The organism is Streptomyces incanus (assembly GCF_042656345.1).
Classification (GTDB): domain Bacteria; phylum Actinomycetota; class Actinomycetes; order Streptomycetales; family Streptomycetaceae; genus Streptomyces; species Streptomyces incanus.
On record NZ_JBHSPC010000082.1, the window covers coordinates 52,055 to 76,003 of the forward strand.

General features: G+C 72.0%; 19 protein-coding genes and 1 pseudogene. 6 read left to right on the forward strand and 14 right to left on the reverse strand.

The features are described from left to right. The first annotated feature begins 25 nt into the window (after nucleotides 1-25). Nucleotides 26-949, forward strand: coding sequence for a LysR family transcriptional regulator (locus ACFP2V_RS24875; protein ID WP_381216732.1), 924 nt, complete (start codon nucleotides 26-28; stop codon nucleotides 947-949). Here ACFP2V_RS24875 and treY read toward each other — a convergent pair. Further along, entirely contained in the window at nucleotides 929-3,400 is a 2,472-nt protein-coding gene (treY, locus tag ACFP2V_RS24880; RefSeq protein WP_381216660.1) for a malto-oligosyltrehalose synthase, read from the reverse strand. The genes ACFP2V_RS24875 and treY overlap by 21 nt on opposite strands. A gap of 103 nt (nucleotides 3,401-3,503) precedes the next feature. Next, entirely contained in the window at nucleotides 3,504-5,825 is a 2,322-nt protein-coding gene (gene glgX, locus ACFP2V_RS24885; protein ID WP_381216663.1) for a glycogen debranching protein GlgX, read from the reverse strand. A gap of 337 nt (nucleotides 5,826-6,162) precedes the next feature. On the opposite strand from glgX, the gene ACFP2V_RS24890 reads away from it, so the two are divergent. Both ACFP2V_RS24890 and ACFP2V_RS24895 read left to right on the forward strand, forming a co-directional pair. Next, entirely contained in the window at nucleotides 6,163-7,431 is a 1,269-nt protein-coding gene (locus ACFP2V_RS24890) for an SAV2148 family HEPN domain-containing protein (RefSeq protein WP_381216736.1), read from the forward strand. Between the two features lie 194 nt (nucleotides 7,432-7,625). Continuing rightward, nucleotides 7,626-8,429 (forward strand): 3'-5' exonuclease, encoded by an 804-nt coding sequence (locus ACFP2V_RS24895; RefSeq protein WP_381216666.1) that lies wholly within the window; start codon nucleotides 7,626-7,628, stop codon nucleotides 8,427-8,429. Nucleotides 8,430-8,523: 94 nt separating this feature from the next. Here the strand turns inward: ACFP2V_RS24895 and ACFP2V_RS24900 are convergent, their stop codons facing one another. Next, the gene (locus tag ACFP2V_RS24900) at nucleotides 8,524-9,390 is read right to left on the reverse strand and encodes a phosphotransferase enzyme family protein (RefSeq protein WP_381216669.1); all 867 of its coding nucleotides are present in this window, start codon (nucleotides 9,388-9,390) and stop codon (nucleotides 8,524-8,526) included. A gap of 145 nt (nucleotides 9,391-9,535) precedes the next feature. On the opposite strand from ACFP2V_RS24900, the pseudogene mgt reads away from it, so the two are divergent. Then, nucleotides 9,536-10,772, forward strand: a pseudogene (gene mgt, locus ACFP2V_RS24905) (macrolide-inactivating glycosyltransferase). An 85-nt stretch (nucleotides 10,773-10,857) separates the two neighbouring features. On the opposite strand, the gene ACFP2V_RS24910 reads toward mgt, so the two are convergent. Further along, entirely contained in the window at nucleotides 10,858-13,149 is a 2,292-nt protein-coding gene (locus ACFP2V_RS24910) for an MMPL family transporter (protein WP_381216674.1), read from the reverse strand. Nucleotides 13,150-13,454: 305 nt separating this feature from the next. Here ACFP2V_RS24910 and ACFP2V_RS24915 point away from each other — a divergent pair, with 305 nt between their 5' ends. Both ACFP2V_RS24915 and ACFP2V_RS24920 read left to right on the forward strand, forming a co-directional pair. Beyond that, on the forward strand, nucleotides 13,455-14,084 hold the full coding sequence (locus ACFP2V_RS24915; protein ID WP_381216677.1) for a DUF1697 domain-containing protein: 630 nt from the start codon (nucleotides 13,455-13,457) through the stop codon (nucleotides 14,082-14,084). Further along, complete coding sequence (locus ACFP2V_RS24920) at nucleotides 14,077-14,460, forward strand: nuclear transport factor 2 family protein (protein WP_381216680.1); 384 nt, start codon at nucleotides 14,077-14,079, stop codon at nucleotides 14,458-14,460. The genes ACFP2V_RS24915 and ACFP2V_RS24920 overlap by 8 nt, the downstream gene beginning before the upstream one ends. A gap of 24 nt (nucleotides 14,461-14,484) precedes the next feature. Here the strand turns inward: ACFP2V_RS24920 and ACFP2V_RS24925 are convergent, their stop codons facing one another. The 10 genes from ACFP2V_RS24925 to ACFP2V_RS24970 all read right to left on the reverse strand — a co-directional run bounded on the left by ACFP2V_RS24925 (nucleotide 14,485) and on the right by ACFP2V_RS24970 (nucleotide 23,898). Further along, nucleotides 14,485-15,222 carry a sirohydrochlorin chelatase gene (locus tag ACFP2V_RS24925; RefSeq protein WP_381216684.1) on the reverse strand — a complete coding sequence of 246 codons (738 nt, stop codon included), beginning with the start codon at nucleotides 15,220-15,222 and terminating at the stop codon, nucleotides 14,485-14,487. A 6-nt stretch (nucleotides 15,223-15,228) separates the two neighbouring features. After that, nucleotides 15,229-16,119: an ABC transporter permease gene (locus ACFP2V_RS24930; RefSeq protein ID WP_381216687.1), complete on the reverse strand. Its 891-nt coding sequence runs from the start codon at nucleotides 16,117-16,119 to the stop codon at nucleotides 15,229-15,231. Next, nucleotides 16,106-16,918, reverse strand: a complete 813-nt coding sequence (locus tag ACFP2V_RS24935; RefSeq protein WP_381216690.1) for an ABC transporter ATP-binding protein — start codon at nucleotides 16,916-16,918, stop codon at nucleotides 16,106-16,108. Before ACFP2V_RS24935 ends, ACFP2V_RS24930 begins: the two co-directional genes overlap by 14 nt. 39 nt (nucleotides 16,919-16,957) lie before the next feature. Beyond that, a complete protein-coding gene (locus tag ACFP2V_RS24940; RefSeq protein ID WP_381216693.1) occupies nucleotides 16,958-18,064 on the reverse strand; it encodes an aliphatic sulfonate ABC transporter substrate-binding protein in 1,107 nt (368 codons plus the stop codon). A gap of 344 nt (nucleotides 18,065-18,408) precedes the next feature. Beyond that, complete coding sequence (locus tag ACFP2V_RS24945) at nucleotides 18,409-19,743, reverse strand: sulfate adenylyltransferase subunit 1 (protein WP_381216696.1); 1,335 nt, start codon at nucleotides 19,741-19,743, stop codon at nucleotides 18,409-18,411. A 2-nt stretch (nucleotides 19,744-19,745) separates the two neighbouring features. Continuing rightward, nucleotides 19,746-20,690, reverse strand: a complete 945-nt coding sequence (gene cysD, locus ACFP2V_RS24950) for a sulfate adenylyltransferase subunit CysD (RefSeq protein ID WP_381216739.1) — start codon at nucleotides 20,688-20,690, stop codon at nucleotides 19,746-19,748. Between the two features lie 5 nt (nucleotides 20,691-20,695). Further along, nucleotides 20,696-21,232 carry an adenylyl-sulfate kinase gene (gene cysC, locus ACFP2V_RS24955; RefSeq protein WP_381216699.1) on the reverse strand — a complete coding sequence of 179 codons (537 nt, stop codon included), beginning with the start codon at nucleotides 21,230-21,232 and terminating at the stop codon, nucleotides 20,696-20,698. Nucleotides 21,233-21,311: 79 nt separating this feature from the next. Further along, nucleotides 21,312-22,022, reverse strand: coding sequence for a phosphoadenylyl-sulfate reductase (locus ACFP2V_RS24960; RefSeq protein WP_381216702.1), 711 nt, complete (start codon nucleotides 22,020-22,022; stop codon nucleotides 21,312-21,314). Beyond that, a complete protein-coding gene (locus tag ACFP2V_RS24965) occupies nucleotides 22,019-22,204 on the reverse strand; it encodes a hypothetical protein (RefSeq protein ID WP_381216705.1) in 186 nt (61 codons plus the stop codon). Before ACFP2V_RS24965 ends, ACFP2V_RS24960 begins: the two co-directional genes overlap by 4 nt. Further along, nucleotides 22,201-23,898, reverse strand: a complete 1,698-nt coding sequence (locus ACFP2V_RS24970) for a nitrite/sulfite reductase (protein ID WP_381216708.1) — start codon at nucleotides 23,896-23,898, stop codon at nucleotides 22,201-22,203. The genes ACFP2V_RS24965 and ACFP2V_RS24970 overlap by 4 nt, the downstream gene beginning before the upstream one ends. Between the last annotated feature and the right edge of the window lie 51 nt (nucleotides 23,899-23,949).

Sequence of the window (23,949 nt, forward strand, 5' to 3'; positions counted from 1 at the left end):
CGGCAGAGGGGGGAACGGTGGCGGGATGAGCCTGCGGCAGATGGAGTACTTCCTGACGGTCGTCGAGGAGGCGTCGTTCACCCGCGCGGCGGAGGCGCTGCACGTCTCTCAGCCGGCACTGTCCCACCAGATCAAGGCACTTGAGCGGTCGACAGGCGGCCCCCTCCTGGAACGTATGCCGCGCGGTGTGCGGCTCACCGCGATGGGCCGCGCCTTCCTGCCGCACGCCGAGGTCGCTGTCCGCAGCGCCGCCCAGGCCCGCCGCGCGGCGCGTGCCACCGCCGGCGCCGAGGGTGGCGAACTGCACATCGCCGCTGTCCACTCCGTCGCGGTCGGCGTCCTGCCGGACGTCTTCGCCCGCTGGTACGCCGCCCACCCCGGCGTCCTGCTGCACCTGCGCGAATACGCCTCCGCCGAGGCCCTGGAGGAGGAGGTCCAGCGCGGCACCGCCGACCTCGCCCTCGGCCCGGCGCCCACCACTTGGGCGGGTCCGGTCGTGCCGGTCGGCGAGGAGGAAATCGTCCTCGTCGTTCCCTTCGACGACCGTTTCGCGGGCCGTACGACGGTGTCCCTGCACGAACTCGCCGACCGCTCCTGGGTGCGCTGTGCGATGGAGCCCGTGGTGCACGGTGAGCGCTTCCTCGACTGGGCGTGCGGACGGGCCGGGTTCGCGCCGCGTACCGCGGTCTTCACCGAACACACGTCGACCGCCGTGCGGATGGCGGTCGCCGGGGTCGGTGTCTGCGTCGCGCCCTCGTACGTCGTGCGCGGCGCCGTCGGGGAGGACTGCGTGGTCCTCTCGGCCGACCCGCCCTGGAAGCGCACGCTGACCGTCTTCGCGCGGGTGCCACCCACCGGCGCCGCCGAGGTCTTCGTCGACCTCCTGCGGACGGCGTGGCAGGGCCCGCAGGCCCCCGTCGCCCCGCCGCTACGGGTGCGGGCGGACTGAGCGCTCCCGCCCGGAGTCCGCGGGTCGTGGTGCGCCGACCCGCTCCAGCAGCGCCACCGGTGACCGCTCGAACAGCTCCGCCAGGCGCGCGTGCCCGGTGAACTCCCGTCCGGGCTCCAGCACGTCGGCCCACCGGCCCGGTGGCAGCGCCAGCCGGGTCTCTTGCCAGCCACCTGCCTCCGCCAGCCGCAGCGACAGCCGGGTCACGGCGGTCAGCACCGCACCGGACCGCACGAACGCCACACAGTGCGCCGCCCCGGGCCCCTCGGCGGCCAGCGGCTCGTAGGACGCCGTGTCACCGAACACTTCCGGCCGCCGCCCCCGCAACCGCAACGCGGCCCGTGTCACCGCCGCCTTGCCGCTGCCGCTGCCGCTGCCGCTGCCGCTGCCGCTGCCGCTGCCGTCGTCGGCATCGTCCGCGCCGTCCTCGTCGCCCGTCCCCCCGGCCGGGAAGTCCACCGTGCGCCGGTTGTCCGGGTCCACCAGGGCCCGGTACTCGGACTCGGTGCCCTGGTAGACGTCGGGCACGCCCGGCATCGTCAGATGGACCAGGGCGGTGCCCAGCACGTTCGCGCGGACGTATGGCTCCAGTGAGGTCCGGAACCGCGCGACCCGTTCGCCCGTGGCCCCGCACGGCCCCGCCGTCACGAACCGGGCCACCGCCTCCTCGTACGCCGGTTCCCGCTCCGTCCAGCTCGTGTGCAGGCCCGCCTCACGCACATGCTTGAGCAGCGCACCCGTCACCCGCTCCGGGTCCGCCGGGCCCAGTCCGAACACCGTCTGCCAGGCCGCCCACGCCAGTTGCGGGTCCGGTACGCCCTCGCCGACGTGGGTCACCTCGGTCAGGACGTCCGCCCACCGTCCGGCGCACTCGGTGAGCACATGGAGTGCGGCCCGCACATCGGCGCTGCGCTTGGTGTCGTGCGTGGAGACGACGGTCCCGGCCGCCGGCCAGTCGCGCTGCACGCGCGCGCAGTACGCGTGGAACCGCTCCGGGGACAGCGCGGGAGAGCCGGGGTTCTGGCCCACCTCCGTCGCCGACAGCAGCGGCACGTAGCGGTAGAACGCCGTGTCCTCCACGGACTTGGCCCGCAGCGCCGACGCGGTCTGCGCGAACCGCGTACGGAACTCCACCTGCCCCGGCCCGTCGCCGTACCGCCCGAGCACCAGATTCCGTACGACATCGACGACCCCGGCCTCCTCGGGGACGGCGAAGGCGCGCCGGGCGCCGGCCGCGGCCTCCTCGGTGACCACGCCGGCCGGGTCCACGGAGGCATAGGGGCGGTACACCTCGAGCCGGACCAGCAGTTCCTCGAGCGCGGTGCGCAGGGCCCAGGGCGCACGGTCGCGCAGCGCGGGTTCGGGCGAGGCCGCGCACACGCGGTGGGCGACCCGGGTCAGCCGGTCCACCTCGGTCGACAGCTCGTGCGTGAGCACCTTGTACGCGGCCCGCCGCACCGTCGCCTCCCACTCGCCGCCCCGGTCCGGCTGCGGCGCCGCGAACCGCCGGTACTGGCCGAGCAGTTCCCCGGCCCCCGCCGGGTCCGTGAACAGGCCGTCCACGTGCCGCAGGGCGTCGTAACCGGTGGTGCCCGCGACCGGCCAGGAGGCGGGAAGATCCTCGCCGTCGGCGAGGATCTTCTCCACCACGGTCCAGCGGCCGTCGCTCGACTCGTGCAGCCGCCGCAGATACTCGTCCGGGTCGGCGAGCCCGTCCGGGTGATCGACCCGCAGCCCGTCGACGACCCCCTCGCGCAGCAGCTGGAGGACCTTGGCGTGGGTGGCCTCGAACACCTCGGGGTCCTCCACGCGCACGCCGATCAGCTCGGAGATGCTGAAGAACCGGCGGTAGTTGATCTCGGTGCGGGCCAGCCGCCACCACACGGGGCGGTACCACTGGGCGTCCAGGAGCTGCGGCAGCGGCAGGTGGGCGGTGCCCTCACGCAGCGGGAACGCGTGGTCGTGGTAGCGCAGCACATCGTCGTCCACCTTCAGCCGGTCGAGCTCCGCGCCGAGCGGTCCGCCCAGCACCGGCAGCAGCACCTGGCCGCCCTGCGCCTCCCAGTCGATGTCGAACCACCGCGCGTGGCGCGACGAGGGCCCCTCGCGCAGCACCTCCCACAGGACCCGGTTGTGGCGCGGGGACATCGCCATGTGGTTCGGGACGATGTCCACGACCAGGCCGAGACCGTGCTCCCGCGCGGTGCGCGACAGGTCCCGCAGCGCCTGCTCGCCGCCCAGTTCCCCGCGCACGCGCGCGTGGTCCACCACGTCGTAGCCGTGCCGCGAGCCCGGCACTGCCTCCAGGACCGGCGACAGGTGCAGATGGGACACTCCGAGCGAGGCCAGGTACGGCACGGCGGCCGCCGCGGCGGCGAACGGGAAGTCGGGCTGCAACTGCAGCCGGTACGTGGCGGTGGGCACTGCGGGCTCAGGTCGCTCAGGGGTCATGCAGACCTAAGTACCCGCCCTGCCGCTTTTCCTGTCAACAGTCCCTCCGCTGCCGTGCCACCGTCCGCGCCACTCCTCCACGCCCGCTCCAGGCCGCTGTCCGTCACGCCGGCCGCTGGAGCACCGTCAGGCTCCGGTCGGTCAGGGACAGCCGGGCACCGGCCCGCACCTTCGGGCCGGTGCCCGGTGGGACCCCGTCCTCGCGGGCGGTGTCGACGACCACCTGCCACTGCCGGCCGTGGTCGACGGGCACCACGAACTCCAGCGGGCCGGGGGAGGCGTTGAACATCAGCAGGAACGAGTCGTCCGTGATCCGCTCCCCGCGCCGGCCGGGCTCCGAGATCGTGTTGCCGTTGAGGAACACCGTCAGCGCCGAGGCGCGCGCCTGGTCCCAGTCCCACTGGGTCATCTCCGTCCCCTCGGGGGTGAACCAGGCGATGTCGGACAGGTCGTCGTGGGTGCCCTCGACCGGCCGTCCGTGGAAGAAGCGGCGCCTGCGGAAGACCGGGTGGTTCTTGCGCAGCCACACCATCGCGCGCGTGAAGTCCAGCATCCGCAGGCGGGCGTCGTACCCGCGGTCCGCGCCGTCGTACCCGCGGTCCGCGCCGCCGTCCCCGCGGTCCGCGCCGTCGTACCCGCGGTCCGCGCCGCCGTCCCCGCGGTCCGCGCCGCCGTCCCCGCGGTCCGCGCCGCCGTCCCCGCGGTCCGCGCCGCCGTCCCCGCCGGTGTCGCTGTCGTGCTTCTCCCGCTCGTCCCGGTGCCGCCGGCCCTCCCGCTCCGAGGGCCAGTCGAGCCAGGACAGCTCGTTGTCCTGGCAGTAGGCGTTGTTGTTGCCGCCCTGGGTGCGGGCGACCTCGTCGCCGTGACTGATCATCGGCACGCCCTGGGAGAGCATCAGCGTCGCGATGAAGTTCCGCATCTGACGGGCCCGCAGCCGCAGCACGTCCGGGTCGTCGGTGTCGCCCTCGACACCGCTGTTCCAGGAGCGGTTGTGGCTCTCGCCGTCCCGGTTGTCCTCGCCGTTGGCGGTGTTGTGCTTGTCGTCGTACGAGACCAGGTCGTGCAGGGTGAAGCCGTCGTGGCAGGTCACGAAGTTGATCGAGGCCAGCGGGCGCCGCCCGTCGTCCTGGTACAGGTCGGACGAGCCGGTCAGCCGGGAGGCGAACTCGGCGAGCGCGCGCGGCTCGCCCCGCCACAGGTCCCGCACGGTGTCCCGGTACTTGCCGTTCCACTCGGTCCACAGCGGCGGGAAGTTGCCCACCTGGTAGCCGCCCTCGCCCACGTCCCACGGCTCGGCGATCAGCTTCACCTGGGAGACCACCGGGTCCTGCTGCACCAGGTCGAAGAACGAGGACAGCCGGTCCACCTCGTGGAACTGCCGCGCCAGGGTCGCCGCGAGGTCGAAGCGGAACCCGTCGACGTGCATCTCGGTGACCCAGTACCGCAGCGAGTCCATGATCATTTGGAGGACGTGCGGGGACCGCATGAGCAGGGAGTTCCCGGTGCCCGTCGTGTCCATGTAGTAGCGGGGGTCGTCGCTCAGCCGGTAGTACGAGGGGTTGTCGATGCCCTTGAAGGACAACGTCGGACCCAGGTGGTTGCCCTCGGCGGTGTGGTTGTAGACGACGTCGAGGATGACCTCGATCCCGGCCTCGTGCAGCGCCTTCACCGCCGACTTGAACTCCAGCACCTGCTGACCGCGGTCGCCCCAGGACGCGTAGGCGTTGTGCGGGGCGAAGAATCCGAGGGTGTTGTAGCCCCAGTAGTTGTTCAGACCCATGTCCACCAGACGGTGGTCGTTGACGAACTGGTGAACCGGCATCAGCTCCAGTGCCGTCACGCCGAGTTCGGTCAGGTGCTCGATCACCGCCGGGTGCGCGAGGCCCGCGTAGGTGCCGCGCAGCTCCTCGGGCAGCCCCGGATGGCGCATGGTGAGGCCCTTGACGTGCGCCTCGTAGATCACGGTGTGGTGGTACTCCGTCCGGGGCAGCCGGTCGTCGCCCCAGTCGAAGTACGGGTTGACCACGACCGACGTCATCGTGTGCGGGGCGGAGTCCAGGTCGTTGCGCCGGTCGGGCGCGTCGAAGTGGTAGCCGTACACCTCCTCGCCCCACCGGACCGACCCGCTGATCGCACGCGCGTACGGGTCGAGCAGCAGCTTCGCCGAATTGCAGCGCAGCCCCCGTTCGGGGGCGTACGGCCCGTGGACACGGAAGCCGTACCGCTGTCCCGGCATGACGCCGGGCAGGTACGCGTGCCGTACGAACGCGTCGCTCTCGCGCAGTTCGACCGCCGTCTCGGAGCCGTCGTCGTGCAACAGACACAGCTCCACTCGGTCCGCGGCCTCGGTGAAGACCGCGAAATTCGTGCCGGCGCCGTCGTACGTGGCACCGAGGGGATACGCCTCGCCAGGCCAGACCTGCATGGACACGACTCTTTCAGGTGTACGGCTCCGGTGGGTGCGCCTTGGCCCGGAGCGTTGGCGTGTCGTCCTGTTGCGGTGCTCTTGTCGTACCGGTTTTCGGGTCAGTGGCCGTGCCGTCGCCGCGCCGCCGCCGACGCGTCCTCCTCGAGTGTGCTTCCGGTTCTCCGCGAGTGTGTCGGAGACGCAACATCTGTGCGTGTCCTGTGACTTCATCCACTTCCGGCGGACAGGCATACCAGAACAGTGGTGTGGAAGGCGGAAGTTGAGAAACGACACCGTCATCAGGCTGCACCGCGCACCGCAAGCGGAGTACTCTCCTTGATCGTTGGGGCTGGGAGTGCTCGGGGGAGTGGAAGGCGGTGCGCGGGTGGGCTCGGGAGGGCTGGAGCTGCCCCCTGGTGACCAGGGTCACGAGGGGAACTCCACGGACGTCCCGCCCGGTGCGGTGTCCCTGGCGCGGCCGATGGACGCGGGCTCGATCGGGCCGGACCTGGACTGGGGCGTCGACGCCTGGCGCGAGGTGCGGACCCGTGCCCAGCGGGCCGGCCGCGCCTACATATGGCTGAACCTCGTCGAGCAGCGACTGCGCTCGGTCGTGGCCGCCGTGCTGCGGCCCGTCTACGAGCCCGTCCACGGCGACGACTGGGTGGTCGCCGCCGCCGGACCCGCAGGGCAGGAGTGGGTGCAGCGCGCGGTCGCGGTGCGCGAGGTCAGCCGCCGCAAGGGCTACCTGCTCGACCCGGCCGACGACAACGTCCTCTCCTTCCTCACGCTTCCGCAGCTGCGCGAGCTGATGGTCCAGCACTGGCCCTGTTTCGAGCCGTACTTCGACGACCGCCGGGACGTCGAACTCGCCCTGGACGAGCTCGAGGTGACCCGCAATGTCGTCTCCCGCAACCGGGCGCTGTCCGAGGCGGTACTGAACCAGGCCGAGCGGGCCTCCGCGCGGCTGCTGGAGATGCTCGGCGCGGACGGGGACGTGCCGTCCGCCCGCCGGCTGCCCGTCGACGCGGTGGAGGACCTGGTCGGCGACCGGTACGCGGACGTGGTCGCCGTCCACCCCGACCGGGTGCGACTGCTGCGCCAGTTCCCGGCCGAGGACATCTTCGGCGGTGCCCGCCGCCTGGACGCCATCGGCATAGGCCTCAACCTGCTGGTGCAGAACTTCTCCGGGCGCCGCCTGGTGCGGCTCGCCGAGGCCGGCTGCCGGGTGCGGCTGCTGTTCCTGAACCCGGCCTCCAGCGCGGTCAAGCGTCGCGAGCGCGAACTCGGTCTCAAACGCGGGGAGCTGGGCCGCGCGGTCGAGATGAACATCCTCCACATGCGCCGGGTGCGGTCCCGGCTGCGCGACCCGGGTGCCTTCGAGATCCACGTGTACGACGAGACGCCCCGCTGCACGGCGTACCTCGTCGACGGGGACGGCGCCGACGGCGTCGGCGTGGTGCAGAACCATCTGCGCCGGGCCCGGGGGATGGAGGTACCGGTGCTGGTGCTGCGCAACGGCAGCAAGGTGGTCAAACCGGGTGAGGTCGAAGAAGGCGGACTGTTCCCCACGTACCGCGAGGAGTTCGAACAGATGTGGGTGGATTCGCGCCCGGTGTCGTGAAGTGTCCGCGACCGCAAACGGAACGTGACCCTCGGGTTGTCAGTGGTGCATGCGAAGGTAGGAACAACTGGGGGAACGCACCACACAGAAGGGGGGCCACCCATGGGATGGCACCGGGAGCCGCTGATCGGCTTCGGCCCGGAGACGACGGGCACCGACCCGCGCGAGGCACGCATCGTCACGGGGGCCGTGTGATGAGCTGGATCACTGGACCCTTGGTGGCCTTCGACCTGGAGACCACGGGCACGGACATCGAGACCGATCGCATCGTCACCGCGGCGGTCGTGAGGCTGGAGCCGGACGGGGACGTCTCGGCGGAGCGGACCTGGCTGCTCGATCCCGGGGTGGCGATACCCGAGCAGGCTTCGGCGATCCACGGCATCTCGACGGACCATGCCCGCGAGCACGGAGTCCCGCCCTCGTCCGCGGTCGAGGACATCACCCGGGCCGTCGCCGAGGTCCTGCGCTCAGGGACGCCCCTGGTCGTGATGAACGCGCGCTACGACCTGTCCTTGCTGGACCGTGAGTGCCGGCGGTACGGGCTGGAGTCGATCACTGAGCGACTGGGGGGCGTGCCCTCGCCGGTCATTGATCCCCTGGTGCTCGACAAGCACGTCGACAAGTACCGGAAGGGAAAGCGTGCCCTGCACGCGTTGTGCGCGCACTACGGCGTGTCGCTCGACGACGCACACGACGCGAGGGCGGACGCGGTGGCCGCCGCCCGTGTGGTGCGACGCATGGGCGAGAAGTACCAGCGCGTCGGGACGATGTCCTTGACGGACCTGCATGAGCTCCAGGTGCGCGCGGCGGCCGAGCAGTCCGCCTCCCTGCAGGCGTACCTGCGGCGGACCACGAACCCGACGGCGGTCGTCGAGCCGGCTTGGCCGGTCATCCCGCGGAGCCGGCGATCCGGGCCGGCCGAGGCCCGCCGTGAGCGGGAGCCCGGCGGCCGGGCGGCTGCGCCGCTGACCGGGACCGCACCCGGGCAAGTGCCTTAGGGAGAGCGCGGAGCCGTCTCCGCCGGCGGCTTCCTTTGCCGCGCGGTTGCCGCGGACGGGCGCCCGCCGGCCGGATTCCGTGTGCCGAACCGGATCAGAAGGGGTACCAGCGGACCGTCGGGTCGCCCTCGCGCAGGGAGGCCACGCGGCGCTCGAACTCGGCCAGGGCCTTCGGATTGCTCGGGGCGTGCTGGGCGACCCAGGCGCAGCTGGCCGTCTCCCGGGCGCCGCGCAGCACCGCGCAGCCCTCCCACTCGCGCACGTCCCAGCCGTAGGTCTCGGTGAAGGACGTGTACGCCTGCGCCGGCAGCCCGTAACGGTCGTGGGAGAGGGCCATGACCACCAGGTCGTGCTCGCGCAGATCCGCGGAGAAGGTCTCCAGGTCGACCAGGACCGGCCCGTCCGGCCCGACGTGCACGTTCCGGGGCAGCGCGTCCCCGTGGATCGGGCCCGGCGGCAGGTGGGGCGTCAGGGCCGCGGCGGCCGCCGCGAAACCGTCCCGCCGCTCACGCAGATACGCCGCGTCCTTCGGGGTGATCACCTCGCCCGCGAGCCGCAGCCAGCGCTCCACGCCGCCCAGCAGCTCGCGGGGCGGCAGCCCGAAGGCGGGAGCGGGAAGGGCGTGGACCACCCGCAGCAGTGCGGCCAGGTCGCGGGGTTCGGCGGGCCGCACCGGTTCGGGCAGCCGGTGCCAGACCGTCACCGGGTGGCCGTCGACGAGCAGGGCCCGCGATTCAGCGGCCCGCACCGCCGGCACGCCCTCCTCCGCGAGCCACAGCGCGATCGCCAGCTCCCGGCGGGCGCGCTCCAGCAGGCCGCTGTCGCGGCCGACCTTGACGACCAGGTCGCCGGCGGCGAATACCGCGTTCTCGCCCAGGGCGAGCAGTCGCGCGCCCCCGGCCGCGCGTCCCGGCAGCACGTCCGCCGCCGCCAGGACGCCCCGCGCCCGTGCCTCGTCCATCCGCCCGCCTCCATGGCTGTGCCTGTGCTCATGTGTGCCGTCGGTCAGTGTCCCATTCGCACAGGTCGGCGATGTGCGCGGTGCCCGCCGGTGGCGGCCTGCGGGCGGGGGACTGCCGCGGGAGCCGTCGTACCTCTCATATCGATTGCACGAGACGTATCGTCTCGCCTAAGGTTCGGGGCATGACCAGTCCCGCTCACATCGCCATGTTCTCCATCGCCGCCCACGGCCACGTGAACCCGAGCCTCGAAGTGATCCGCGAGCTCGTGGCGCGCGGCCACCGGGTGACGTACGCGATCCCCCCGGTCCTCGCGGGCAAGGTCGCCGGGACCGGCGCCGAGGTGAAGCTCTGGAACTCCACCCTCCCCGGGCCCGACGACGACCCGGAGGCCTGGGGCACCACCCTGCTGGACAACGTCGAACCGTTCCTCGACGACGCCATCCAGGCCCTCCCGCAGCTGACGAAGGCATACGAGGGGGACACCCCCGACCTGGTGCTGCACGACATCACCTCGTACCCGGCGCGCGTGCTCGGCCACCGCTGGGGCGTGCCCGTGGTCTCCCTCTCGCCGAACCTCGTCGCCTGGGAGGGGTACGAGGAGGAGGTCGGCGAGCCGATGTGGGAGGAGCCGCTCAGGACCGAGCGCGGCCGGGCCTACTACGCCCGCTTCCAGGCCTGGCTGGAGGAGAACGGGATCACCGAACACCCCGACCCGTTCGTCGGCCGCCCCGCCCGGTCCCTCGTCCTGATCCCCAAGGCGCTCCAGCCGAACGCGGACCGGGTCGACGAGAGCGCGTACACGTTCGTCGGCGCCTGCCAGGGCGACCGCGGCGCGGAGGGGGAGTGGCAGCGTCCGGCCGGTGCGCGGAAGGTCGTCCTGGTGTCGCTCGGATCGTCGTTCACCAAGCAGCCCGGCTTCTACCGGGAGTGCGTCAAGGCGTTCGGCGACCTGCCCGGGTGGCACCTGGTGCTCCAGATCGGCAAGCACGTCGACCCTGCCGAGCTGGGCGCCGTACCGGCGAACGTCGAGGTGCGGTCCTGGATGCCTCAGCTCGCGGTCCTGAAGCAGGCCGACCTGTTCGTCACCCACGCGGGCGCCGGCGGCAGCCAGGAAGGGCTGGCCACGGCCACACCGATGATCGCCGTACCGCAGGCCGTGGACCAGTTCGGCAACGCGGACATGCTCCAGGCCCTCGGCGTCGCCCGGCACCTCCCGACCGAGGAGGCCACCGCCGAGACTCTTCGCACGGCCGCCCTCGACCTCACCGGCGACCCGGAGGTCGCCCGCCAGCTGGAGGAGATCCAGGCCGGAATGGCCCAGGAGGGCGGCACCCGCAGGGCGGCCGACCTCATCGAGGCGGAGCTGCCGCAGCGGAGCTAGCGAGAACGGGGGAAGGGGCACGGCCGGAATGCCGTGCCCCTTCCCCCGCTCTCATCGCGCTCACGCTCTCATCGCGGCCGCGGGATCAGACCGGCACCCGCTCGCCCTCGTCCGCGCCGTGGCCCGTGCCCCGGCCCGAGCCCTGGTCCATGCCCCCCTTCGCCACCGGCGCGCCCGCCCCCGCCGGCGACTCGTCGTGCGTCAGGTCGGGCATCCGGTGCAGCCACTTCGGCAGGTACCAGTTGCGCTCGCCGAGCAGCGCCATCACCGACGGGAGCAGCACGCCCCGGATGATCGTCGCGTCGATGAGCACCGCCGCCGCCAGGCCCACCCCCATCTGCTTCATGGACTGCATGGACAGCGTTCCGAAGATCCCGAACACGGCGACCATGATGACCGCGGCGCTGGTGATGACACCGGCCGTGGTGACCACACCGTGCTGGATCGCGTCCCGCGTCGTACGGCCCCGCAGGCGGGCCTCGCGGATCCGGGAGACCACGAACACGTGGTAGTCCATCGACAGGCCGAACAGGATGACGAAGAGGAACAGCGGCAGCCAGGTGATGATCGCGCCGACCCCCTCGGCGCCCACCAGGGACGCGCCCCAGCCGTGCTGGAAGACGGCGACCAGGATCCCGTAGGCCGCGCCCACCGACAGCAGGTTGAGCACGATCGAGGTGATCGCGATCGTCAGCGAGCGGAACGACAGCAGCATCAGCAGGAAGGCGAAGACCACCACGAAGACGAAGACCGGGACCACCGAGCCGACCAGTTGGTCGTTGAAGTCCTCGGAGCCCGCGACCTGCCCGGTGACCGGCGCCTCGAGGCCGTCCACCGTGCCCAGCGTGGCGGGCCGTACCTCGTCGCGCAGCGTGTGCAGGCTCTTCGCCGCCCTGTCCTGGTCGGAGCCGCCCACCAGCGGCACGTACACGAAGGCGACGTTCTGCCCCTCGTGCACCCTCGTCTCGACCGGGCCGCGCGAGGCGCCCGAACTCACCGCCTGCTCACTGAAGTCGGCCAGCGCGGCCCGCACCTGAGGGGAGGTGATGTCGTCCGCCCTGACGACCACCTCGGCCGGCTCCGCGCCGCCCGGGAACGCCTCGTTGACCCGGTTGTACGTCTCCACGATGGGCAGCGAGTCCCCGAACTCCTGGTCCAGCGTGAGGTTCTGGGTCTTCATGCCGACCGCGGGAGCGGCCACCGCCAGCAGCGCGCCGGTCGCCACCACGGCGGCGAGCAGCGGCTTGGCGAGGACGCGGCGCAGTACGGCCGTCCAGATCCGGCTGTGGTCGCCGCTGCCCGAGGCGCGCCGGCGCAGGAACGGCAGCCGGCCCTTCTCGACCCGCTCGCCCAGCAGCGACAGCAGCGCGGGCAACACGGTCACGGAGCCCACCATGGCGACCGCCACGACCATCAGCGAGGCCAGGCCCATCGCCTCGAACTCGGCGATCCCGGTGAACAGCATGCCCGCCATGGCCACACAGACCGTCACGCCGGAGACGACGATCGCCCGGCCACTGGTCGCGGCGGCGATCCGCAGCGCCGTCTGCGCGTCGTGGCCGGCGGCCCGCTCCTCGCGCTCGCGGCGCAGGTAGAACAGGCAGTAGTCGACGCCCACGGCCAGGCCCACCAGCAGCATCACGGAGTTGGCGGTCTCGCTCATCGGCTGCAGATGGCTGACCAGGCCCATCAGACCCATTGTCGCCACGATCGCGGTGATCGCCAGCGCCACCGGCAGCAGCGCCGCCACCAGCGCGCCGAAGGCGATCAGCAGGATGCCGAGGGCCACCGGGACCGCCGAGTACTCGGCCTTCTTGAAGTCGTCGCCGAACGCGTCGTTGAACGTCTTCATCATGCTGGCGCCGCCGATCTCCTCGATCCGCAGCGTGTCGTGGTCCTTCTGGACCTCCTCCACGGCCTTCAGCACCGGCTCGACCCGCTCGCCGGCGGTGTCGGAGTCGCCGCGCATGTCGAACTGGACCAGCGCGCTGCGCCCGTCCTTCGAGATCGTGTCGCTCTCGTACGGCGTGGTCACGTCCGTGACCCGGCCGGTCTTCTCGACGGCCGCGACGACCGCGGTGACCGCGGCGCGGAACTCGTCGTCCGTGGCCGTCAGGCCGTCGTCCTTGGCCTGCACCAGTACGGTCTCACCGGCCGGCTCCTCGATCCCGGCCTCCTCGACGATCCGGGCGGCGGTCTGCGTCTCCCCCTTGAGCTGGTCGCTGTTGCCGACGTCGACCCGGCCGGCCGCCGAACCCAGCCCCATCGCCAGCACCACGAACAGCACCCAGATACCGACGGCCGCCCATCGGTGCCGGGTGCTCCAGCCGCCGGCACGGGCGGCGAAGCCCCTGACCCGCGAATCTCCGTTCCCCATGACGGGCTCGCCCCCTCGCGCACGACAGCGACCTGTGCCGCTGCCTTCCACGTTCGAAGGTATGGGCCGGACAAGACCGTCTCGTCGTGCTGACCGGTGAAGCTCCGGGCGCGGAACTCATCCCCTCGGACTTCGTCCCCTCCCCACTGGGGAGGAGGGGGCCCCTACATCTACCGGGGGTTCCCCCCCGAGTGCGTGATCAGGGTGCGGGGCGGCCGTCAGGGGGCTCCTGTTTCCGCACTCCGCGCGGACACGGCCGTCGTGCCCACGCCCACGGGGCACGGCGGCCGTCCTATCGTGTGCGGATGGCGACGACATACGCGGCACTGTTGCGCGGCATCAACGTGGGAGGCGGCAGAAAGGTCCCCATGGCCGAACTCCGCACCCTGATGGAGGGCCTCGGCCACGACGCCGTGCGCACCCATCTCCAGAGCGGCCAGGCCGTGTTCACCACCGGGAGCGACAGCCCGGGTAGCAAGGACGCGGGCGCGGGCACACGGGGGGAGGGCACACCGGGGGAGGGCGCGGACACGGCCGGGGAGAGAGCCGAGGACGCACTGGCCGCCGAACTCGCCGACGCCATCGAGCGTCACTTCGGCTTCGCCGTCGGCGTGATCGTGCGCGACCACGCCTATCTGCGGGCGATCGTCGACGACTGCCCGTTCCCGGCCGCCGAGTTGACGCCCAAGCAGCTCCACGTCACCTACTTCTCCGCCGCCGTCGGCGCCGACCGCTTCGCGGACATCGACCGGGCCGCCCATCTGCCCGAGGAGTTCCGCCTCGGCGACCGCGCCCTGTATTTTTACGCCCCGGACGGTCTGGGCCGCTCCAAGCTCGCCGAGCGTCTGGCCAGACCCCGGACCACCCGGGGCGTCATCGCCACCACCCGCAACTGGAACACCGTCGTCAAGCTCGTGGAGCTCACCCGTGACTGACTCGTACACCGTCGCCGACGCCGTCATCGAGGCCGAGCTGAAACTGCTGGACCCCGAGGTGCGCCGCTCGCCCCGACGCGTCGGGGAGCTGCTGCATCCGGAGTTCGTGGAGGTCGGCGCGTCCGGACGGGTCTGGGACCGCGACGCGATCATCGCCCTGCTCGCCGGCGAACACGATGCGGGGGACCCCGCCGGCACCGTCTCCCGGATGAAGGCCGCGCAGCTCGCGCCCGACACCGTCCATCTCACCTACGACACGGACCACCGCAGCCGGCGTGCCCATCGCAGCTCCCTGTGGCGCCGCACCGGCCGGGTCTGGCTGCTCTACTTCCACCAGGGGACGCTGTTCCACTCGGACGCGGCGACCGGCGGCTGAACCGCCCCCGCCACCCCGGCGGTCTCAGGCCCCCACCGCCGACAACGCCGGCACCCGCGCCGCGTCGTACCGCTCCAGCAGCACCCGCGCCACCTCCGGCGCCGGGCCGAGGACGTCCGCCAGGACGTCCGCCTCCCCCGCGCCCCGTGCGATGCGGTCCGGGAGGAACCCCGGGGCCAGCACGTACGGGGCCACGGCGACGCGCTCGCAGCCGAGGGCGAGCAGTTCGCGCACCGCGTCCTCGGTGCGGGGCAGGGATGCGGAGGCGAACGCAGGCCGCACGGCGCACCAACCGGTGTGCCGCCACTCCCGCGCGATTGCTGCGATCACTGCGATCGCCTCCGGGTCGGTGGACCCCGCCGAGGCCAGGACGACCCCGGTCGAGGACTTGTCGGCGGGGGCCAGGCCCGCCTCGTACAGCCGGCGCTCCAGCGCGGTGAGGAGCAGGGGGGACGGGCCCAGGACGTCCGCCTGACGGATGCGCAGCCGCGGATCCGCGTCCGCCAGGACCGCCGGGATGTCCGCCTTGGCGTGGAAGGCGCGGGTCAGCAGCAGCGGGAGGGCCACCACGTCACGCACGCCCTCGGCCGCGAGGGAGTCCAGCACCCCCGGTACGGAGGGGACGTCGAAGTCGAGGAAGCCGGTCTCCACGCGCAGCTCCGGCCGCAGCGACCGTACCCGCCGCACCAGGGCGTGCACGGTCGCCGCGTGCCGCGGGTCGCGGCTGCCGTGGGCGATGACGAGAAGGACCGGACGGCGCATATCGGATCAGTCCTTCACCAGCAGGCCGCGGCTGCGCAGTACCCACCGCTCCAGCGGACTGAAGATCAGCAGGTCGATGGCGATACCGACGGTCAGGATCAGCAGAATCGCCTCGAACACCATGGCCATGTCGCTCGCGTTGCGCCCGTTCTCCAGCAGCTGCCCGAGACCGATGCCGAGATCCGGGAACGACGCGATGATCTCCGCGGCCATCAGCGAGCGCCAGGAGAACGCCCAGCCCTGCTTCAGCCCCGCCACATAGCCGGGCAGCGCGGCCGGCAACACGATGTGCCAGGTGCCCTTCAGCCCCGTCGCGCCCAGCGTACGGCCGGCCCGCAGGAACAACGGCGGCACCTGATCGACGCCGGAGACCAGGCCGTTGGCGATCGAGGGGACCGCGCCGAGCAGGATCACCGCGTACATCATCTGGTTGTTCAGGCCCAGCCAGATCACGGCCGGCGGCACCCACGCCACCGACGGCAGGGACTGCAGCCCGGACAGGATCGGGCCGAGTGCCGCGCGCACGAACTTCACCCGCGCCACCAGCAGCCCCAGCGGCGTACCGATCAGCAGCGCGAAGAAGAAGCCGAGCAGACCGCGCGAGACACTGGTCCAGATGTAGCCGAGCAGCTCGCCCTTGAGCCACGCGTCCTGCACGACGCTCCACACGGCGCCCGGCGAGGGCAGCTTGGACGGATCATCGACGATCTTGAAGGAGACCAGCGCCTGCCACACGGCCACCACCAGGGCGACGGCGAGGACGGGCGGCAGGATCTTCTGGACGAAGGTCTGGCGCCACGGCCTGCGGGCCTGCTGCCTCGTCTCCAGCGCGTCGAGCCCCGCCTCGAGACCGGCGAGGTCGTTCGCGTCCTTCGCGGTCGTGTCAGTGCTGGCCATGTCGGCGGATCTCCCCACGGAGTTCTTCGGTGATCTCGACGGACAGTTCCGCGACCGCGGTGTCCTCGATCCGGCGCGGGTGCTCGATGTCCACCGTCCACTCGCGGGCGATCCGGCCCGGCCTCGACGACAGCAGCACCACCCGCTGCGCGAGCCGGACGGCCTCGCGCACGTTGTGCGTGACGAACAGGACGGACAGCCGGTCCGCGGCGGAGCCGCTGGTGTTCGCAGTGCGCCAGATCCGGGTCAGTTCGTGGTGCAGCACGTCCCGGGTGATGGCGTCCAGCGCCGCGAACGGCTCGTCCATCAGCAGCAGCTTGCTCTCCTGCGCGAGCGCGCGGGCCAGCGCGACGCGCTGGCGCATACCGCCGGACAGCTCGTGCACCCGTTTGTCGTGGGCGCCTCCCAGCCGGACCAGCTCCAGCAGCTCCTCGGCCCGGCCGCGCCGCTCGGCCTTCGGCACGCCCCGCAGCTTCAGGGCGAGTTCGATGTTCTTGCCCGCCGTCAGCCACGGGAACAGCGCGTGCTCCTGGAACATCAGCGCCGGGCGGCCGTCCGTGCTGATCGCGCCGGCGCTGGGCGCGTCGAGGCCCGCGACCAGGTTGAGCAGCGTGGACTTGCCGCAGCCCGAGGCACCCAGCAGGGTGACGAACTCGCCGGGCGCGACATCGAGCGTGATGTCGTCCAGGACGAGCTGCTGCCCGGCCGGGCCCGCGAACGACTTCGAGACATGCTCGATCCGGGCGGCATGGGTGGCCGTCTCGGTGCCGTCGGCGGCCTTGGCGAGGGTCGTGGCCATGGTCGTCACCTCCTGGGACGTTTCTTCGGGGTTCCGGGATCAGCCGGCGCCGAGGCCGGCGTCGTCGACGGCGGGTGCGCCCTCGGCCGCGAGGACCTTGTTGAGGGGCTCGAGGTCGTAGATGCCGTGCAGGTCGGGCCGCTCGAGCAGGCCCGCGTTCACGGCGTGCTCCGCCTGGGTGCCGAGGGTGGCGGCCAGCGGGTCGTCGGTGAACCGGATCGACTTCCACGCCGGGTCCAGTACGTCGGCGGGCAGTGCCTTGCCGGAGTCCGCCGCCAGCTGCTCGTTGGCGGCGGACTTCGCCTCGCCCGGGTGTTCGTTGATCCACCGGTTGGTGGAGACCGACGCCTCGAGCACCGCCTCGACGGCCTTCGGGTGCTTCTCCAGGAACTCCTGGCGCACGACGAGGTTCGTGATGACGAACTGCTTCCCCGGCCACAGGGAGGCCTCGTCCAGCAGGACCTTCCCGCCCTCGGCGACCAGCTTCGACGCGGTGGGCTCCGGCACCCACGCGCCGTCGACCGACCCGGCCGCGAAGGCGTCCGGGGTGACCTTGTTGTCGCTGCGGACGACCGTGACGTCGCCCTTGCCGCTCTGCGCGTCGACCGTCCAGCCCTGCTCGGCCGCCCAGTTGAGGAACGCCACGTCCTGTGTGTTGCCGAGCTGCGGTGTCGCGATCCGCTTGCCCTCGACGTCCTCCAGGGACTTCACCCGGTCCGGGTTCACCACCAGCTTCACCCCGCCGGACGCCGAACCGCCGATGATCCGCAGGTTCCTGCCCTGCGACCTGGCCCAGCCGTTCACCGCCGGGGACGGCCCGATCCAGGCGAGGTCGACGGAACCGGAGTTGAGCGCCTCGATCGCGGACGGCCCCGCGTTGAACACCGCGTACCGCGCCTCGGTCGCGCCGAGCTCCTTCTGGAAGAAGCCCTTCTGCTTGCCCACCAGCGCGGTCCCGTGGGTCAGATTGCCGAAGTGGCCGATCCTCACCGCGTCGAGACCGTCGGTCTTCCGCGCCCCGGCGGCGATGTCGGCGCCGGCGCTCTCCTTGGCCTGGGAGCCGTAGCCGCACCCGGTCAGGGCGAGCAGGACCAGCGCGGCCGTCACGGCGAACGCGCGGCGCGGTGCGGCGGGGGTGGCAGGCACGAAAGGTGTTCCTCTCGGGGGCCCGGCGGTCACGTACTCAGCTGGTCGTGGCCGGGGGATCGGCGGGTGCTCGGCGGTGGCGGCGCGTGACCAGGGCACGCGAACGGTGCGCGCGTCCCCGGTGCGCCGGGAGCGTCACGCACATCGCGCGACCCCGCCCTGCCCTCCCCCGAACTCCGTTCGGGGCCCCCACCCCAGACGCCCGCCGCCGATCCGGCCGCCCTCCTCGGCGAAGGTCGCGAAGACGTCGAGGGGACGCACCGTCGGCACTCCCGTCGTCGTCCTCGGGAGTCCCGTGGCAGGCAGTTCCCTCGCAGACAGTCCAGGCGTAGGAAGTTCCATGGTCAGAAGTCCCATCCGTCGTCCTCGGCCGCGTCCTTGACCGGGTCCGGCGCGGCGAAGGACTCGCCGGCCATGCCCGCGGTGAGCGTGGTGCCGTCGTTCGGGTCGATCAGGATGAACGAACCGGTGCGCCGCGAGTCCGCGTACGAGTCGGCCGGCAGCGGCTCGGCGGTACGGATCTTCACCCGGCCGATGTCGTTGGCGACGAGCGTGCCGGGGTGCGGGTGCAGCGACAGGTCGTCCAGCGTCAGCCGGGCCGGGATGTCCTTCACGATCGCCTTGACCGTCCGGGTGCCGTGCTTGAGCAGCACCCGGTGGCCGACGGTGAGCGGCTGGTCGGCGACGTGGCAGACGGTGGCCTCGACGTCCTGTGTGATGGCCGGCGCGTCCTTGCTCGGGACGAGCAGGTCGCCGCGGGAGATGTCGATGTCGTCCGCCAGCAGCAGCGTCACCGACTGCGGGGTCCAGGCGGCCTCGACGGGCGTGCCCAGCAGGTCGATCCCGGTGATCGTCGTGGTCCGGCCGGACGGCAGCACGGTCACCTCGTCGCCCGTACGGAACGTGCCCGCGGCGATCTGACCGGCGTACCCCCGGTAGTCGGGGTGCTCGGCGCTCTGCGGCCGGATCACGTACTGCACCGGCAGCCGGGCGTGGCAGTGCGCCAGGTCGTGGCTGACCGGCACCGTCTCCAGGTGCTCCAGCACCGTCGGCCCGCCGTACCAGTCCATGTGCGCGGACGGCTCCACGACGTTGTCGCCGACGAGCGCCGAGATCGGGACCGCGGTGACCTCCGGGACGCCCAGCTCCGTCGCGTACGCCGTGAACTCCTCGGCGATCCGCGCGAACACGGCCTCCTCGTAGTCCACCAGGTCCATCTTGTTGACGGCGAGCACGACATGGGGCACGCGCAGCAGGGCGGCGATGGCCGCGTGCCGCCGGGTCTGCTCGACCACGCCGTTGCGGGCGTCGACGAGGACGACGGTCAGCTCCGCGGTGGAGGCACCGGTGACCATGTTGCGGGTGTACTGCACATGGCCCGGCGTGTCGGCGAGGATGAACCGGCGCCGCGGCGTGGCGAAGTAGCGGTACGCCACGTCGATGGTGATGCCCTGTTCCCGCTCGGCCCGCAGCCCGTCGGTGAGCAGGGCGAGGTCGGGAGCCTCCTGGCCCCGGCTGAGTGACGCCCGCTCCACGGCCTCCAGCTGGTCGGTGAGGACCGACTTGGAGTCGTGCAGCAGCCGGCCCACCAGGGTGGACTTGCCGTCGTCGACGGAACCGGCGGTGGCGAACCGCAGCAGGGTGGTCTCCGAGAGAGCCTCGCTCGTGATCGTGCTCATGGCTAGAAGTACCCCTCGCGCTTGCGGTCTTCCATCGCGGCCTCGGAGAGCTTGTCGTCGGCACGGGTGGCCCCGCGCTCGGTGAGGCGCGAGGCGGCGATCTCGGTGATGACCTTCTCGATGGTGTCGGCCTCGGAGTCGACCGCGCCGGTGCAGGACATGTCGCCCACCGTCCGGTAGCGGACGAGCCGCTTCTCGACGCTCTCGCCGTCCTTCGGGCCGCCCCACTCGCCGGCGGTCAGCCACATGCCGCCCCGCCGGAACACCTCGCGGTGGTGGGCGTAGTAGATCTCCGGCAGTTCGATGTCCTCGCGGGCGATGTACTGCCACACGTCCAGCTCGGTCCAGTTGGACAGCGGGAAGACCCGGACGTGCTCACCGGGCGCGTGCCTGCCGTTGTAGAGGTTCCACAGCTCGGGCCGCTGGCGGCGGGGGTTCCACTGGGAGAACTCGTCGCGCAGCGAGAACACCCGCTCCTTGGCGCGGGCCTTCTCCTCGTCCCGCCGGCCGCCGCCGAACACGGCGTCGAACTTCTCGGCGGCGATCTTCTCGGTGAGCGGCACCGTCTGCAGCGGGTTGCGGGTGCCGTCGGGGCGCTCGCGCAGCACACCGCGGTCGATGTAGTCCTGCACCGAGGCGACGTGCAGCCGCAGCCCGTGCCGGGCGACCGTGCGGTCGCGGTAGTCGAGGACCTCGGGGAAGTTGTGCCCGGTGTCGACGTGCAGCAGCGAGAACGGGACCGGCGCCGGGGCGAAGGCCTTCAGGGCCAGGTGCAGCATCAGGATGGAGTCCTTGCCGCCGGAGAACAGGATCACCGGGTTCTCGAACTCGCCCGCGACCTCGCGGAAGATGTGCACCGCCTCCGACTCGAGGGCGTCGAGGTGGGAGAGGGCGTACGGGCCGGCCGCACCGCCGGTGCCCTCGTCGCCGGTCGCGACCGTGGCCACGGTTGTCATGCCAGTCCCCTTTCGCTCAGCAGGGCGTGCACCGCCGCGGCGGACTCCTGGACGGTCTGGTGCTGCGACTCGATGCGCAGATCGGGGGAGACGGGGGCCTCGTACGGGTCGTCCACGCCGGTCAGCCCGGTGAGTTCACCCGCGGCCTGCTGGGCGTACAGCCCCTTCACGTCACGTACGGAGCACACCTCGACCGGGGTCGCCACATGCACCTCGACGTACGACGTGCCGTTCGTCTCGTGCCGTTCACGGACCGCGTCCCGGCTGTCCGCGTACGGCGCGATGACCGGGACGAGCGCGGTGACGCCGTTGCGGGCGAGCAGTTCGGCGACGAATCCGATGCGCTGCACATTGGTGTGCCGGTCCTCGCGGCTGAAGCCGAGGCCCGCGGAGAGGAACTCGCGGATCTCGTCGCCGTCGAGCAGCTCGACCCGGCGGCCCTGCTCGCGCAGCCGGCCGGCCAGTTCGTGGGCGATGGTGGTCTTGCCGGCGCTCGGCAGACCCGTGAGCCAGACGGTGGCTCCGGTCGTCACGTCGGTCTCCTGGTTCGTAGAGGGCGTGGGGGGCGCCGAGGGCGCGGGGGGCCGGGTAGGCGTGGGGGGCTCGGTCATGTCAGCCGTGCAGTCCGCACTCGGTCTTGCCGCGGCCCGCCCAGCGGCCGGCGCGGGCGTCCTCGCCCTCCAGTACGCGGCGGGTGCAGGGGGCGCAGCCCACCGACGCGTACCCGTCCGTCAGCAGCGGGTTGGTGAGCACGCCGTGTTCGGCGACGTAGGCGTCCACGTCGTCCTGGGTCCAGCGGGCGATGGGGGAGACCTTCACCTTCCGCCGCTTCTCGTCCCAGCCGACGACCGGGGTGTTCGCCCGGGTCGGGGACTCGTCGCGGCGCAGCCCGGTCGCCCAGGCCACGTACCCCCGCAGGCCCTCCTCCAGCGGCCGCACCTTGCGGAGCCCGCAGCACAGGTCGGGGTCACGGTCGTACAGTTTCGGCCCGTACTCGGCGTCCTGCTCGGCGACGGTCTGGCGCGGGGTGAGCGTGATGACGTTGACGTCCATCACGGCCTCCACGGCGTCCCGGGTGCCGATGGTCTCCTCGAAGTGGTAGCCGGTGTCGAGGAACACCACGTCGACGCCGGGCAGGGCGCGGGAGGCGAGGTGGGCGACCACCGCGTCCTCCATCGACGAGGTCACGCAGAACCGCCGGCCGAAGGTTTCGGCGGCCCACGCCAGGATCTCCGCCGCGGAGGCGTCCTCCAGGTCGCGGCCCGCCTGCTCGGCCAGCGCCTTCAACTCATCGGTGGTGGGCTCTTCCTGAAGCGCCGTCATCTGCGGTCTCCTCCCGTGTCGGCCCGCTCGATTCCCTGGGCGAGCAGCCCGAGGAACTTCAGCCGGAAGGCCCGGTTGCACGCTCCGCACTCCCAGGCTCCGTGCCCCTGCCCCGCCTCGCTGGGACGCAGGTCCTCGTCACCGCAGTACGGGCAGTAGAACGGCGCGGCCCGCTCGCTCACGACAGGGCCTCCGCGTCCGCGCGGGCCGCCCAGGTGGCGAACCGCTCGCCGTCCTCGCGCTCCGCCTGGAAGCGCTTCAGGACCCGCTCGATGTAGTCCGGCAGTTCGTCCGAGGTGACCTTCAGCCCGCGCACCTTGCGGCCGAAGGCCGGTTCCAGGCCGAGCGCGCCGCCCAGGTGCACCTGGTAGCCGCCGACCTGCCGGCCCTCGGCGTCGGTGACCAGCTGCCCCTTGAGACCGATGTCCGCGGTCTGGATGCGGGCGCAGGCGTTCGGGCAGCCGTTGATGTTGATGGTGAGCGGCTCGCCGAAGTCGGGCAGCCGGCGCTCCAGCTCGTCGATGAGGTCGCTGCCGCGCTCCTTGGTCTCCACGATGGCGAGCTTGCAGAACTCGATGCCCGTGCAGGCCATCGTGCCGCGCCGGAAGGGCGACGGCTTGACCCGCAGGTCCAGTGCCTCCAGGGCGTCGACGAGCGAGTCCACCCGGTCCTGCGGCACATCCAGGACGATCATCTTCTGCTCGGCCGTGGTGGAGACCCGCCCCGAGCCGTGGTCCTCGGCCAGCGCGGCGACCTTGGTGAGCAGCGAGCCGTCCATCCGGCCCACCCGCGGCGCGAAGCCGACGTAGAACCGGCCGTCCTTCTGGCGGTGCACCCCGATGTGGTCGCGCCACTGCTGCGCGGGCATCCCGGGCGCCGGACCGTCGATCAGCTTGTGGCCCAGGTAGTCGTCCTCCAGGACCTGGCGGAACTTCTCCGGCCCCCAGTCGGCGACCAGGAACTTCAGCCGCGCCCTGTTGCGCAGCCGCCGGTAGCCGTGGTCGCGGAAGATGGAGATGACGCCTTCCCACACGTCGGGCACGTCCGCCTCGGGCACCCAGGCTCCCAGCCGCACCCCGAACTTGGGGTTGGTCGACAGACCGCCGCCGACCCACAGGTCGAAGCCGGGACCGTGGTCGGGGTGGACGACGCCGACGAAGGACACGTCGTTGATCTCGTGGGCGACGTCCAGCAGCGGGGAGCCGGAGACGGCCGTCTTGAACTTGCGCGGGAGGTTGGAGAAGCGCGGGTCGCCGAGGTAGCGGCGGGCGATCTCGTCCAGCGCCGCCGAGCCGTCGATGATCTCGTCCTCGGCGACACCGGCGACGGGGGAGCCGAGCATGCCGCGCGGGGTGTCGCCGCAGGCCTCCGTGGTGGACAGGCCGACCGACTCGAGCCGCTCCCAGATCGCGGGCACGTCCTCGATGCGGATCCAGTGGTACTGGATGTTCTGCCGGTCGGTGATGTCGGCGGTGCCGCGGGCGTAGGTCTCGGCGATCTCGCCGATCGCGCGCAGCTGCTCCGTGGTGAGCCGTCCGCCGGTGATGCGGACCCGCATCATGAAGTACTCGTCCTCGAGTTCCTCGGGCTCCAGCACACCGGTACGGCCGCCGTCGATCCCGGGGCGGCGCTGCGTGTACAGGCCCCACCAACGCAGGCGGCCGCGCAGATCGTTGGGGTCGATCGAGTCGAAGCCCCGCTTCGAGTAGATCGTCTCAACGCGTGTCCGGACGTTGAGACCGTCGTCGTCCTTCTTGAACTGCTCGTTTCCGTTGAGCGGCGTGAAGTGTCCCGCGGCCCACTGGCCCTCTCCGCGGTGACGGCTCACCTTGCGGCGGGGGGTCGCGTCGGCAGGGTTCTCCGGGCTGGCGGCCATGGTTGACACGTCCTTCGGGACAGGCGGGGATGCGGCTCTGACCTGCGCATG